The sequence below is a fragment of the Pseudarthrobacter sp. MDT3-1 genome (genome assembly GCF_054510755.1).
In genome coordinates this window covers 197,934-211,888 of record NZ_JBTNDX010000003.1, presented here as the reverse complement: position 1 = coordinate 211,888, position 13,955 = coordinate 197,934, and the positions used below count along the sequence as shown (strand labels likewise).

The following is a 13,955-nucleotide window of genomic DNA, read 5'->3' as shown; positions in this document are numbered from 1 at the left end:
TAGCGTCACCGATTGACGCGATCTGAACGATTAAGAAAGGGCCGGGCCGGCAACGTGATCACGTTGCCGGCCCGGCCCTTATCTTTTGTCCTAACGGCGTTGCAGGTCAGCCCTGTGCCGGATCCTTCTTGCCTGTGAGCTTGTTCCAGCGTGCCTGCAGGCCCCACCTGGTGACGTTGACCATGGCCTCAACAACAATGTTGCCGCTCATCTTTGACGCTCCGAGCTCGCGCTCCACGAACGTAATGGGGCGTTCCTCGATCCTGAGGCCCAGCTTGGCTACACGCCACGCCAAGTCAACCTGGAAGCCGTAGCCGACTGAATCGACAAGGTCGAGGTTCAGTTTTTCCAGCGTGGTCCGCCGGAAGGCGCGGTAGCCGCCGGTGACGTCCTTGATCTTCAGGCCCAGCATCAGCCGGGCGTACGTGCTGCCAGTGCGTGAAATCGCCTGCCGGTACAGCGGCCAGTTGACCACGCTGCCACCGGGAACCCAGCGGGATCCCATGGCAAGGTCCGCGCCCTGTTCAACGGCTTCCAGCAGCTGGGGAAGCTGTTCGGGCTGGTGTGAGCCGTCCGCATCCATTTCCACCAGGACGTCGTAGCCTGCCTCGAGTCCCCATTTGAACCCGGCAATGTAGGCGGCTCCCAGGCCAGCCTTGCCTTTGCGGTGCAGGACGTGAACCTGTGCATCCTCGGCGGCAAAGCCGTCCGCAAGCTGACCGGTGCCGTCCGGGCTGTTGTCGTCCACCACCAGTACGTCCGAGGCCGGTACGGCTGCGCGGAGGCGTTGAAGAGTCTTGGGCAGCGATTCCAGCTCGTTGTAAGTAGGAATGATGGTGAGGACGCGCACAAAGGGCCTTCCTGGACGGGAGCAGTCGGAGCGGCTGAACCGTAGCGGAGTAGCTGGCGGTCAGGCGCAACTACCTATTATAGGGCGCTTTATGGGGGCGCTGGCCGGTGTGTCCGGTCAGGAGCGCAGTGCCGGACTCGAATGCAGCTCCACGCCGTCCTTCACGGTCTGCAGGCACACCGGGTCCACGCCGTTATCAAGTGCCGGGAGAAGGGGCGTGCGGGCACGCGGATCCGTGCTCCAGGACTGGACGCGGCCGTCCGCCACCTGGACCATGAGCTCCTCAGCATCCCAAACAGCGAAACTGGCTGGTGCGCCGGGAACCAGTTGCCCGGCCATCGGGTTGTGGTGCTTTGCTGCCCGCCACCCCGCGCGGGTGTGGCCGAGGAACGCTGCGCGGGCCGAGATCCGTTCAGCGTGGTTGTGGTGTTCCAGGCAGGCTCGCACGCTGGACCACGGGCGCAGCGGTGTCACCGGGCTGTCGCTGCCGAAGCAGATGGGAACACCGGCAGCATAGAACGAGGCAAACGGGTTCATGGAGCGGCTCCGGCTCCCCAGGCGCTGCTCATACATGCCGCCTTCGTTCCCCCAGTCAGCGTCGAAGCGTGGCTGGGCGCTGACGGTGACGGAGTAGCGGGCCAGCTGTTGCACTGATTTGGGGTCTGCGACTTCCACATGTTCGAAGCGGTGGCCGGCTGCACGGATCCGTTGTTCTCCCACTTCGGCGGCCGCGAGTTCCAGTGCCTCCAGCGCGGCATCAAGTCCCGCGTCGCCGATGACGTGGAAGCCGCCCTGGATGCCCAGCAGCGAGCAGGCCGCCAGGTGGGCGCCGGCCTGCTCTGCCGAGAGGTAGAGGCTGCCCCGCTCCCCCGCCGCGTCGCTGTAGCCGGCCCTCAGTGCCGCTGTCCTGGAGCCGAGGGAACCGTCAATGTTCAGGTCGCCTGCCAGGCCGCGCACGGATACGCCCAGTTCGTCCAGCAGTGCCCGGGCCTGCTCCTCGGAGGTGGCCAGTTCGCCCCAGTACGGCAGGATTTCCGGCATGGCCTCTCCGGCCGCCGTGTTCCACGCGGCGGCAAGGCGGAGGTCGGAAACTCCGCCGATATGCGGCGCGGCCATCTCCGCCAGTGCCACATAACCGTTTTCGGCCGCTTCGGTCAGGGCGCGCCGCTGGTAGGCCAAGAGGCTGGCCTCCGGGAGCCGCCGTGCTTCCTGGCGGGCCGCTGTATGGGCGGCCTGCTTCACTTGTGGACCCGCGCTGTAGCCGTCCAGCCCGCCAAGCCCGGCGGCGGCAGCCAAGGAGGAAGAGACCAACGCCGAATGCGCATCCACCCTGGCCAGGAACACGGGCCTGCCGCCGGCGGCCTGCTCAAGCTCCTCGGGCGCCGGCAGGGCCGGGTCCTCCCACGTGGATTCATCCCAGCCATGACCCAGCAGGGGGCCGTCGCCTTTGGCTGCGGCCACGGCATCGAGTAATTGCCGGGCGGAACGGATCCCGCCCAGCTGGAGGGAACCCAGTGCGATGCCGGTTTCCGTGAGGTGGACGTGGGAGTCAACAAACCCCGGCGCTACGAGGGCTCCATGGAGGTCGATGATCTCCATGGAACTGTCGGCGATGGAGGATGCCGCCTGCTCGGAGCCGACCCAGGCAACGGTGTCGCCGTCAACGAGCATGGCGGTGGCAAAGGGGTCTGCTGCTGTGTAGACCGAGCCGTTGCGGTACAGGACCACCTTCCGCTCGTGCGGCGCGGGCGTGGTGGAACGTTCAGTGGTCATGCGGGCGAAGCTCCTGGGGCTAGGGGGAAGAAGGCAGGCTGCCGGTGCATCAGAGCCGGGACATCAAAGTACGGAAGAGTAGGCCACGACGCCGCGGCGGATGAGTGATATTGCTTCTGCGCAAAGCCTGGAGACGCGCGGATCCAGGCCGGGAATCTTGGCGAGCTGGTCCAGGAGGTCGATGACCTGTTTGACCCAACGGACGAAGTCGCCCGCCGCCAGGTCCGTGCCGTTAAGCACTTCCTGGAGGTGGCGTCCCTTGGCCCATTTGTACATCGGCCAGACAAGACCGAGTTCCGGTTCGGCAGTCAGCGGAAGTTTGTTCGCCTCTTCCACGTCCTCCAGGGCCGACCATTCCCGGACCACCACATCCACGGACGATTCAAGCGAGACGCTGGGCATCCGGGGGCGGAGGCCCCTGTCCTCGCGTTTGGCCTGGTAGACCAGGACGCTGGCCAGGGCCGCTACTTCGACGGCGTCCAGGTCGTTGAGCGCGCCCAGCCGCAGTGCTTGCGAAATCAGCAGGTCCTTCTCGCCGTAGATCCGGCGGAGCCGATGGCCGTCCGGGCTGATGGCCAGGCGCCCGTCAGCTCCCGCTTCCAGGTAGCCGTAGGCGGAAAGGACATCGCAGACGCGATCGAAGGTCTTGGCAATGGTGTTGGTCCGGCCCTGGATCTGCCGGACCAGGGCATCCGTCTCCCGGCGCAGCTTCCACCAACGCTCTGACCAGCGCGCGTGGTCTTCACGCTCGCTGCAGCCGTGGCAGGGGTGGGCCCGGAGCGCCCGGCGAAGCTCCGTGATGCGTTTCTCCTGATGGGGCAAAACGGACCCCATGCCAAAATCGGTGCTGCGGCCGGGGGCAGGCGGGCGGTTCTCGCGCAGTGCATTCCTGGCCGACGATGCGAGGTCACGCCGGGATTTCGGGACCTTTGCGTTGAACGACTTCGGAATGCGGATCCGTGTCAGGGGCGCGATGGGGCCCTCAAGGTCCTCGGTGCCGATTCGCCTGAGCTGGTTGTCGAGCGTCAGGATGGCAGGCCGCGGCTCCCTGCCGCTGTGGTCCGAGCTGAGCACAATCGCCGGTCCGGGCGCCCGCCCGCCCGGGACGTCCACCACGTCGCCGGGCATCAGCCGCGCCAGGGAGTCTTCATTCAGCGACTTATGAGCCCGGGACTTGCTGCGGGAGGTGACATTCTCGGCGTCGGACAGTTCACGGCGCAACCGGGCATACTCGGTGAAGTCTCCGAGGTGGCAGGTCATGGATTTTGCGTATCCCGCGAGGGACTCTTCGCGGCTGCGCACCTGCTTGGCAAGTCCGACAACGGACCGGTCAGCCTGGAACTGCGCGAAGGAGGATTCAAGGATTTCCCGCGCACGTGCGCGGCCAAACTGCGCCAACAGGTTGATGCTCATGTTGTACGTCGGCCGGAAGCTTGAGTTCAGCGGATACGTACGCCGCGAGGCGAGGCCGGCAACAGCAGCAGGGTCCGTGCCCGGCTGCCACAGGACAACGGCATGGCCTTCGATGTCGATGCCGCGGCGGCCCGCGCGGCCGGTCAGCTGAGTGTACTCCCCCGCGGTGATGTCCACGTGGGCTTCGCCATTGAACTTGTCGAGCTTCTCCAGGACCACGGAGCGGGCCGGCATGTTGACGCCCAGGGCCAGCGTTTCGGTGGCGAACACAGCCTTGACCAGGCCCTCGACGAATAGCTTCTCCACTACTTCCTTGAAGGTGGGAAGCATGCCGGCATGGTGGGCCGCGAAACCACGCAGCAGGCCATCCCGCCACGTCCAGAAGCCGAGGACGTCCAGATCCTCTGACGGGATGTCCTGCCCGGCCTCGTCAACGCGCTGCGCAATGATCTGCTGCTCCTTCTCCGTGGTCAGCCAGAGTCCGGACGAGACACATTGGGCAACGGCGGCATCGCAGCCTGCCCGCGAGAAGATAAACGTGATGGCGGGCAGCAGGTCCTGCCGGTCCAGGCTGGCAATCACTTGGGGACGGCTGGCCTTCCGGACGGCGCCGGGCTGGGCTCCCTGCCGGGGGCGGTCCTCTGTCCGTTGCCGGTGCTGCCGGCGCTGGCTCCGTCCGCCGTGGCCGAAGCGTCCGGCGAAACTTTGCTGGCCTTCGCTGCGGGCCATTTTGAGCAGGTCCGGATTGACCTCGAACCCCGGCCCGTCCGCGTCCTTGGTGGCCGCGGTGAGCCGCTCCTGGACCGGTAGTGGAGCTCCGGTCTCCGCATCCGCGGGCGGCGCGATTTCGTCGAAGGTGGTTTCTCCGGCGAACAGGTCCACGATGTCCCGGCCCACCATAACGTGCTGCCACAGGGGAACCGGGCGGTGCTCGGAGACAATGATGTCGGTGTCGCCGCGCACGGTATCCAGCCAGGCACCGAATTCTTCTGCGTTGGAAACCGTGGCGCTGAGGGAGGCTACCTGGACTTCGCTGGGGAGGTGGATGATGACTTCCTCCCAGACGGCACCACGGAAGCGGTCCGCGAGGTAGTGGACTTCGTCCATGACCACAAAGCCGAGGTCATCCAGGGTGTCCGAGTCCGCGTAGAGCATGTTCCGGAGGACTTCCGTGGTCATGACCACCACGGGGGCGTCGCCATTGATGCTGGTGTCGCCGGTAAGTAGACCGACGTTTTCCGCCCCGTACTTTTCGGAGAGTTCCGTAAATTTTTGGTTGCTCAGAGCCTTGATCGGGGTGGTGTAGAAGGCCTTGAGGTTTCGTTGCAAAGCGAGATAGATGGCAAATTCGCCCACGATGGTTTTACCGGCACCAGTGGGGGCAGCCACCAGCACTCCCTTGCCGTCCTGGAGGGACCGGCAGGCGAGGCGCTGGAATTCGTCAAGTTCAAAATCAAGGGTGCGGACAAACCCGCCGAGGTAGGTGCCCGCTTCGGCCGTGCGTTCCGCGCTGGCCCGGTAGCTTTCAGAGGGCGAGAGTGGCCCGGAAATAGAGGACATGCCTCAAGCCTAGTGCGCCGCGCGCTACAGGTTCTTCAGTTCGTTGCCGGGCGTCGCGATGTCGGCTGTCGCGTCCGTCTCAGCAGCCTGTTGCGCCACGCGCTTGTCACGGCGCTTGTCGTTGAAGATACACAGCCCGATCGCCGCGAAGAACAGAATCAGCAGCGGCGCAGCAAGCAGGAACATGGACAGCGCGTCCGTGCCTGGTGCGGCCAGTGCCGCCAGTACAAAGACCAGGAAGACGATAATCCGCCAGGCTTTGAGGATGGTCCGGCCCCTGACCACACCGGCCATGTTGATGCCGACCAGGATCACGGGGACCAGAAAAGAGATCCCGAGGATAAGCAACATCTGCGTGGCAAACGTCAGGTAGTCGGTGGCCGAGATGTTGTTGGCGCCGGTGGCGGGTGTGAACTGTAGCAGCGCCCTGACCACGGTGGGGAACACGAGCCAGGCTACAAACACACCGGCCAGGAACAGGGGCACAGCGGCCGCCATGAAGCCGAGCGTGTAGCCGCGTTCCTTCTTGGTCAGACCCGGGGTGATAAAAGCCCACACCTGATAGATCCAGACAGGGCTGGAGATAACCAGCCCTATCTGGATGGCAATCTGGATCTTGAAGGCAAAAGGATCTGCGATGGTCGCAAAGTTCAGGACCGCGGTGCGCCCCGTATCCCGGGCAATGGAAATCAGCGGGTCCGACAGGCTGGCCACGACTGGATCGTAAAGGAACCAGCCGCCCACGCCGGCAACCAGCACAGCAATCGCCGATTTGATCACCCGGTTCTTGAGCTCTTTGAGGTGGTCCCAAAGAGCCATCCGCCCCTCAGGGTTGGACTTACGGCCCCGCGTCAGTGCCACTTCGGGTTAGGCGCGGGTCGACGGCGGAACGTCAGTGCCGTCGGTCGGCTCACCGGGCTTCGCCGGCGGGTGGTTAACGATCTTGCCTTCCACCGGGCCGGAAGCCGTGTCGGTGGAGTCGGTTTTGCCGTCGTTCTTCATTTCCTTGACCTCGGACTTGATGATCCGCATGGACTGGCCAAGGCTGCGGGCCATGGCAGGGAGTTTGGGCGCGGCGAATAGCAGCAGCGCAACGACGATGATAATGACAATTGGCCACGGGCCATCAAAGAGTCTTCCCACGGGAAATCCTTTCCTCTAACAACATCCTACGTCTAACTGAGATTGAGATCGCGAAGTGACTGGGGCTGGCCCCGATCGTGCTTACGCTGGACGCGCCTCTGGCGGCGGCCCTCCCGGCGGGATGACTTGGATGCGTCGTAATCATGACGCATCTGGGCCGGTGAGGCAAAAACAGCCGCACCGGGCGGAGCTGACCCTGGCGGCTGGGAGCCGTCATCGACGGTGGCCGCTGCCGGCGCCAGGTGTGCCACTTTAGCTCCGGCGGCGCCCAGGTCCTTCATTACCGCCATGAACTGGCGGTACAGCCGGATGCCCAGGAGGACATAAAAGAGCAGGGAGAGCGCAATAAGCGCAATCCAGATCAGGATCCAGGACCACCAAGGCATGCTGACGAGTCTAGCCGCCGTACCCGGCCAGGGCCGCCTCGATCCAGTCCAGCGCTGCCGCCCCCAGCTCGGAAGGTTCGAGGATCCGGGCGGCCCCGCCGTGCTGGGCCACGAACATGGGAAGCCAGGCAGTGCTGCCGAAGCGGATCTCGGCTACGAGGCCGCCGTGGGGAAGGGGTGCCACACGTTCGGCGTAATAATCGTCCGCCAAGCCGGCGCCCTGCCTGGTGAGCTGTACGAGGACCGTGGTGTCGTCGTCGTTGGGCGTGAACAGCTTGGCCGGAAAGCTTTCCCCGGCCCGGACCTGCGTGGAGGCGGGATTTCCGTTCGGGTGGACCTCCTGCACCCGGTCCAGCCTGAAGTTCCGCAGCCCCTCGGCCGAATGGCAGTAGGCCTCGAAGTACCAGGTGTTGTCCAGGGAATACAGGCGGAGCGGATCCACGTCCCGTTCGGAGACCTGGTCGCGCTGGGCGGAGAAGTACACGAGCCGTAGCTGCGACCGCTCCTGGATTGCACCACGGACAACGTCAAGGACGGCCGAATCCGACGGGCCCACCTCCGGACCGGCAAGCGAACCGGCCCGCAGCCCTTCTTCGCCGGCCGCTGCCATCAGTTTGAGGGTCACCGACTCCAGGGCACCTCCTTCGGCAAGTTCGGGAAGCCCATTGAGCGTCTCGAGCCCGGTCAGCAGCGCGCAGGCCTCGTCCACCGTAAACCGGACCGGCCTCTTGAGATCCAGGTCCTGGGTGATGTAAACGTGGCCTTCCTCCCAATGGATGTCCAGGAGGTCGTCAGGGTATCCCTCGGGAAGGCCGGAGCAGATGAGGATCCGCAGGTCGCTTTCCAGCTCCGCGGGCGTGACACCGAAGCGGGCTGCGACGTCCTGGATATGCAGGCCCTGGTTGTGGACCAGGAACGGCACCAGCTGCAGCATGCGCTTGAGCTGGTCCTCAGACGTGCGTTTCCGGATGACGCGACCCCGCGGTGCGTCCGCAAACAGATATGCAGGGCTGGGAGCGGCGCAGAAGGCGGCAGCGTTGCGCAGCCGGTGCCGCACGGCTGCCACCAGCTCGTCGGGAGCATGTGCCACAGCGTCCGGGCCATAGGATGCGAGCTCCTCGGCCAGCACCTCAGCGTCCCTGAAGTTGACCTGCAGCCGTTCGTAGCCGGCGTCGGGCGTTCCGGCACTCCCGTCGGCAACCGGCGTGGCGCGCCGGCGCAGGCCAAGGAGGCGGCCCTCCCGGACGTCCACGACGGCGGTCCGGAGCGGGAGCTCCGGAAGCCGGTCCAGTTCTGCGCGGATACTGAAGTTCGGCGGCGCCGGGTAGGTTTCCTTCTCCAGCACCGTGACGGGGCCCGTGAACCGGGAGAGCCGGAAGTGGCGCGGTGCCTTGCGCGAGCGGTCGTAGCCGGTCAGATACCACTGGCCGAAGCGGCTGCCGAGGCCCCACGGCTCCACAGTCCGTTGCTCTTCCTTGCCGGTGGTGCCTGCCAGGTAGGGAAAGCTGACGGGGTGCTGGGCGTGCATGGCAGCCACCACATCATCAAAGGCCTGGCCCGCCGGCCGGATCCGCGGCTGAACACCAACCGGAAGTTCGACGTCGGACACGGTGCCGGAGGCCTGGAGCTTGCGGAGGGCGCTGGCAGCGGCGGTTCCCAGGGCGGCACGCTCCCATAACTGGGACGCCAGGAGGAGGACGGTCCACTCCCCCGGGCTGAGCTGGACATCAGGCAGGCGGTTCGATTCCTTGCCGATGCGGTAGCGGGTGGTGGCCGGATCATCTTCGCTCCAGCCGAGGTCCGTGACGGTTTCCACATCGAAGCCGAACTGCCGGAGGTCATTCTTGTCCCGCTCAAACATCCTGCCGAAGGCCACGTCGTTGCCGGACGTGTCATGGTAGACCTTCGCCCGCAACTCTGCCCGGCGCAGGCCGTATTTGGTGTTCAGCAGGGCTATCAGGAGGTTCAGCAGGCGTTCAGTACGGGAGACGGACACGCTGGCTACGTTACTAAACTCCTCCGCGGAAAGCAGAAAGCGCGGCAACCAACAGGAAAACAAAACCCTGATTGTTACCGCGCCTTCCGGCGTTACGATGCTTCGGTCAGCGGACGCCCACGAGGTCCACCACGAAGATCAGCGCTTCGTTGGGGCCAATGGCTCCGCCGGCCCCGCGGGAGCCGTACGCCAGTTCGGACGGAATCTCCAGGCGGCGGCGGCCGCCTACCTTCATGCCCAGCAAGCCCTGGTCCCAGCCCTGGATGACCTGGCCCACGCCCACACGGAAGTCCAGCGGGGCGCCGCGGCCCCAGGAAGCGTCGAACTCTTCGCCGGTGGACCAGGCCACACCGACGTAGTGGGTGGAGACGGTGTCGCCTTTTTTGGCCTGGGCACCGTCGCCCTCGATGAGGTCGGTGATAACCAGTTCGGTGGGGACATCGCCTTGCGGGAAGTCAATTTCCGGCTTCTGGCGGTCGAAATCGCGCTGACCAAATGACATGGTTGCTCCTTTGATTATTTGGGTGGGTGATGTGTTGCTGTTTACTTGACGCCGAGGATGTCCACAACGAAGACAAGGTCACCCTTGGCTTCGCCCTGGCCGGCATCACCGTACGCGAGGTCCTTGGGGACCACCAGGAGGACCCGGGAGCCCACCGTCTTTCCCGCCAGTCCCTGGGTCCAGCCCGGAATGACGCCGGTCAACGGGAAGCTGGCCGGCTCGCCGCGGTCAAAGCTTGAATCAAATTTAGTGCCGCCCACAAGGTTCACGCCAACATAGTTGACGGTCAACGTGTCGGTTTCCTTAACCTCCGCGCCGTTGCCCTTGATCAGGTCCTGGGAAACGAGTGCTGTGGGCGCGGCGATTCCGTCAACGGAGATCTCCGGCACGCCCTGGTCGTTGTCCTTCACGGTCGGCAGGCCGGCCGGCGGGGTGACAGTCTCGCCTTCGGGCTTTGCGAGCGGAGCGACGGTCTGCGGTGCGTCCTTGGTGGAGAGCACCTTGATCAGGAGAAGCTGCGTTGGCTGGGCGGGGGCGCCTTCTGCGGTTGCGGCCTGGCCCGGGATGGCCAGGGCAAGGCTCGAGCCGACCTTGGAGCCAACAAACGCGCTGTAGATAACCGGGCTTCCGGTCTTCAGTTCCTCGTTCAGCTGCAGTGGTTCGGGCTCGCCGGGGAAGGTGTCCTCCAGCGTGGATCCGTCCGCACCACTGAGCGCGAGGATGGAGATGTTTGCGATCTGGTTCTCTTTGACCCGGTCACCGTCACCTTCGGCGACCACCTTGATGGTGGGTTCGGTGACTTCGAGGGGCTTGGAGAACTCGACACCGGGAGCCTTCTGGTCACCGTTGTCCGTCAGTTTCAGGGAGTCGAACTTGGCAGTGTCACCGGCAGACTGGCTGGTGGGTTCCGGTGCTGCGGGCGAACCGCCACAAGCGGTAAGCAGCAGCAGGCCGGGGATCAGGATTGCTAGGAGTCGGCGCACGTAAGAGAACTTTCGTCGGGGCAGGGTGGACGCGGAACCGGAATCAGACGCCCGGCACCGCTGCAAGGCCAAGGAACGGCCCCATCAAGGATAGCCCGTGAACCTGAACGTCAGCCCATAGAGCCCAGCAGGGCATCCACCCGCTCATCGACGCTTCGGAAGGGATCCTTGCACAGGATGGTCTGGTGCGCGCGGTCGTTCAGCTTCAGGTGCACCCAATCAACCGTGTAATCCCTGCCCAGTTCCTGGGCGCGCCGGACGAAATCGCCCCTCAGCTTGGCCCGCGTGGATTGCGGTGGCACGTCCACGGCGTCTTTGATCACGGTATCGTCCACAACCCGCCGAACCGCACCCCGGGACTGCAAGATGTAGTACAGCCCGCGACTCCGCGAAATGTCATGGTACGTAAGATCCAGCTGGGCAATCCTGGGCGCGTCCAGGCCCAGGCCGTGCCGCTGCCGGTAGTTGTCCATCAGTTTTTTCTTGATGGCCCAGTCGATTTCCGTGTCGATGGTGCTGGTGTCACCGCTCTCGATGGCGTTCAGGGTCCGTTGCCAAAGATCAAGGATGAACGGTACGTGGGGATTGTGGGCCCCTTGCTCCTGAACAAAGGCCGTGACCTTGGTGAGGTACTCCTGCTGGATCTCCAGGGCCGTGAGCTGGCGGCCGTTGGCCAGACGGACCAGCGCCCTTCCACTGAGGTCGTGGGAAATCTCGCGGATGCTGCGGATGGGGTTTTCCATCCTCATGTCGCGCATGATCACTCCCGCCTCAATCATGCGCAGGATGAGGTCCACGGTGCCGACCTTGAGCAGGGCTGTGGTTTCGGACATGTTGGAGTCGCCCACAATGACATGGAGCCGGCGGAAGAATTCGGCGTCGGCGTGCGGTTCATCGCGGGTGTTGATGATGGGCCGTGACCGGGTGGTTGCGGAGGAGACGCCCTCCCAGATGTGGTCTGCCCGCTGGGAAAACGCGTACGTGGCCCCGTGCGGAGTCTTCAGGATTTTCCCTGCGCCGGCGATCAGCTGGCGGGTCACCAGGAACGGGATCAGGATCTCCGCGAGCCGGGAGAATTCGCCGCGGCGCGGGATGAGGTAGTTTTCATGGCTGCCGTAGGAGTTGCCGGCCGAATCGGTGTTGTTTTTGAACAGGTAGACCGTGCCGTTGAATCCTTCCGCGGCCAGCCTTGCCTGTGCCTCGTCAACGAGGTCGTCCAGGATCAGCTCGCCCGCGCGGTCGTGCGCGATGAGCTGGGCCAGGTCGTCGCATTCGGCCGTGGCGTACTCAGGGTGTGAGCCGACGTCCAGGTAGAGCCGGGAGCCGTTGGTCAGGAACACGTTGGATGACCGTCCCCAGCTGACCACCTTGCGGAACAGGTACCGGGCCACTTCTTCCGGGGCCAACGGCCTTGAATCGGGGCTCGAATACGAGATTCCGAACTCGGTCTCGATACCGAAGATTCTCTTGTCCATCTCAGTCCTCCTCAGCAAGCAGCGCCGTGATATCAGAATCGTTGAGCCGCCGGAAGGCTCTGCGGAAACCCCGGGAGGTCTCCGACTGCCTGTCCAGCACGGCAACCTCCACGGCCTTGGCGGGAAGGGTTCCTCCCGCTTCGCCCTGTTCAGCGGCCGGGTCTGGGCCGCTGGCCAGGCCGCGGGTAGCCAGGCGGACAGCGCCTGCGAAACGCAGCGACGGTCGCCAGCCCTCGGCGATGACCGCCGAGACACGCTCCGCCTGGCCGCCCATCACGATGAAGCCGTGCTCGTCGGCGATGGACCCGTCGAAGGTGAGCCGGTAGAGGTGGTCCAGTTCCGGCGTGGGGCCAACCTCGGCGACGGCCAGTTCCACTTCGAAGGGTTTCTGTTCTGCGGTGAAGACGGCACCGAGGCTCTGCGCGTAGACACTCGCGAGCCCGCGTGCGGTGACGTCCTCGCGGTCGTAGGAGTAACCACGGACATCGGCGTACCGCACTCCGGCCTGGCGCAGGCTTTCGAATTCGTTGTACTTGCCGACGGCAGCAAACGCGATTTTGTCGTAGATCTCGCCGATCTTATGCAGTGAGGGTGAGGGGTTCTCAGCGACCAGGGCAATACCGTCCTGGCAGCTGATGACCACCACGGACCTGCCGCGGGCGATGCCCTTCCGTGCGAAGTCCGCACGGTCCTTCATCAGTTGTTCAGGCGAGACATAGAACTGCTGCGTCATCTTAGGCCTCCCGCCGTTCGGCGGACCTGGCTTCGATAATCCTGCCCGCCACAGTGGCGAGCTCGGATTCGGGGATCCGCCGCGCGCCATCCCTGTTCACGGTGTACACCACCGGCCACAATTGACGGACGGGATCTGGACCACCTGTGGCGGAGTCGTCGTCGGCCGCGTCGTAAAGGGACTCGACCGCCACGGAGACTGCCTCGGCTTCGGCCAGGTTGGGCCGCCAGAGCTTCTTCAGCGCGCCGCGGGCAAAAACGGAACCGGAGCCGACCGTGTGGTGCTCGCGTTCCTCGTACCTGCCGCCGGTGACGTCGTAGGAGAAGAGCCGGCCCACGCCGGCAGTTGTGTCGAAGCCGGCGAACAGCGGCACGACGGCGAGTCCCTGCAGGGCCATCGGCAGGTTCCCGCGGATCATGGCCCCCAGCCGGTTGGCTTTGCCGTCGAGGCTCAGCAGGGTGCCCTCGATCTTTTCGTAGTGCTCCAGCTCCACCTGGAAGAGCCGCGTCAGGTCAATCGCGATGCCGGCCGTGCCGGCGATCCCCAGCACTGAATACCTGTCGGCCGGGAACACCTTTTCGATGTGCCGGCTGGCAATGACGTTGCCCATGGTGGCCCGCCGGTCCCCGGCCATCAGGACGCCGCCGCCATAGCTCATTGCCACGATCGTCGTGGCATGGGGTACCTGCAGCGGAGCTGTCGCCGCCGCTGCAGCAGGCATGGCACGGTTGTACGGAAGCAGGTCCGGACGGTCGCGCTGCAGATGCTCGGTGAATGAGGATGTCGCGTTGCCGGCTACCTGGTTGGCGGTTGTTTCCTGCACTGATGCACTCCTTGTACGTGGTCCTTCAACGTCGGTACAGATTCCGGCCGGACGCGGCTTCCGCCACCCATCCGGACCGGGTTACTGGCCGCCCTTTTGGACGAAGGCGCGGACGAACTCCTCGGCGTTGGATTCCAGGACGCCGTCGATTTCATCCAGGAGGTCGTCGACGCCCTGGGTGGCGGCCGATGCCTGGGCTTCCGGGGCTGCCGGAGGCGCCTCCGGGATCTCGTCCTCGACCTGGCTGTCGTGTGATTGTGGCTTCTGCTGCTCCTGGCCTGCCATGGTGATCACTCCTCTAAATCCTCGGATCCGGGC

13 protein-coding genes are annotated in these 13,955 nt (G+C 64.9%); all 13 read right to left on the bottom strand.

Annotated elements, in window-relative coordinates:
- Positions 1 to 106: 106 nt before the first annotated feature.
- Positions 107 to 850: a polyprenol monophosphomannose synthase gene (locus tag ACX80X_RS03630; RefSeq protein ID WP_104061495.1), complete on the bottom strand. Its 744-nt coding sequence runs from the start codon at positions 848 to 850 to the stop codon at positions 107 to 109.
- Between the two features lie 117 nt (positions 851 to 967).
- The gene (locus ACX80X_RS03625; RefSeq protein ID WP_252598832.1) at positions 968 to 2,623 is read right to left on the bottom strand and encodes an amidohydrolase; all 1,656 of its coding nucleotides are present in this window, start codon (positions 2,621 to 2,623) and stop codon (positions 968 to 970) included.
- A gap of 63 nt (positions 2,624 to 2,686) precedes the next feature.
- Complete coding sequence (locus ACX80X_RS03620; RefSeq protein WP_252598831.1) at positions 2,687 to 5,596, bottom strand: DEAD/DEAH box helicase; 2,910 nt, start codon at positions 5,594 to 5,596, stop codon at positions 2,687 to 2,689.
- 24 nt (positions 5,597 to 5,620) lie between these two features.
- On the bottom strand, positions 5,621 to 6,415 hold the full coding sequence (tatC, locus tag ACX80X_RS03615; protein ID WP_252598927.1) for a twin-arginine translocase subunit TatC: 795 nt from the start codon (positions 6,413 to 6,415) through the stop codon (positions 5,621 to 5,623).
- Between the two features lie 48 nt (positions 6,416 to 6,463).
- Positions 6,464 to 6,739 (bottom strand): Sec-independent protein translocase subunit TatA, encoded by a 276-nt coding sequence (gene tatA, locus ACX80X_RS03610; RefSeq protein WP_056340008.1) that lies wholly within the window; start codon positions 6,737 to 6,739, stop codon positions 6,464 to 6,466.
- 32 nt (positions 6,740 to 6,771) lie between these two features.
- Positions 6,772 to 7,125, bottom strand: a complete 354-nt coding sequence (locus ACX80X_RS03605) for a hypothetical protein (RefSeq protein ID WP_252565389.1) — start codon at positions 7,123 to 7,125, stop codon at positions 6,772 to 6,774.
- Between the two features lie 10 nt (positions 7,126 to 7,135).
- On the bottom strand, positions 7,136 to 9,121 hold the full coding sequence (locus tag ACX80X_RS03600) for a helix-turn-helix transcriptional regulator (protein WP_252598830.1): 1,986 nt from the start codon (positions 9,119 to 9,121) through the stop codon (positions 7,136 to 7,138).
- A 106-nt stretch (positions 9,122 to 9,227) separates the two neighbouring features.
- Positions 9,228 to 9,623 carry an FKBP-type peptidyl-prolyl cis-trans isomerase gene (locus ACX80X_RS03595; protein ID WP_252598829.1) on the bottom strand — a complete coding sequence of 132 codons (396 nt, stop codon included), beginning with the start codon at positions 9,621 to 9,623 and terminating at the stop codon, positions 9,228 to 9,230.
- 41 nt (positions 9,624 to 9,664) lie between these two features.
- Positions 9,665 to 10,606, bottom strand: a complete 942-nt coding sequence (locus tag ACX80X_RS03590) for an FKBP-type peptidyl-prolyl cis-trans isomerase (RefSeq protein WP_252598828.1) — start codon at positions 10,604 to 10,606, stop codon at positions 9,665 to 9,667.
- A gap of 110 nt (positions 10,607 to 10,716) precedes the next feature.
- Positions 10,717 to 12,081: a Pup--protein ligase gene (pafA, locus tag ACX80X_RS03585; RefSeq protein ID WP_056339994.1), complete on the bottom strand. Its 1,365-nt coding sequence runs from the start codon at positions 12,079 to 12,081 to the stop codon at positions 10,717 to 10,719.
- A 1-nt stretch (position 12,082) separates the two neighbouring features.
- Positions 12,083 to 12,814: a proteasome subunit alpha gene (gene prcA / locus ACX80X_RS03580; protein ID WP_248760570.1), complete on the bottom strand. Its 732-nt coding sequence runs from the start codon at positions 12,812 to 12,814 to the stop codon at positions 12,083 to 12,085.
- 1 nt (position 12,815) lies between these two features.
- A complete protein-coding gene (gene prcB / locus ACX80X_RS03575) occupies positions 12,816 to 13,637 on the bottom strand; it encodes a proteasome subunit beta (protein ID WP_252598827.1) in 822 nt (273 codons plus the stop codon).
- Between the two features lie 81 nt (positions 13,638 to 13,718).
- The gene (locus tag ACX80X_RS03570) at positions 13,719 to 13,922 is read right to left on the bottom strand and encodes a ubiquitin-like protein Pup (protein WP_056339984.1); all 204 of its coding nucleotides are present in this window, start codon (positions 13,920 to 13,922) and stop codon (positions 13,719 to 13,721) included.
- Positions 13,923 to 13,955 lie beyond the last annotated feature (33 nt).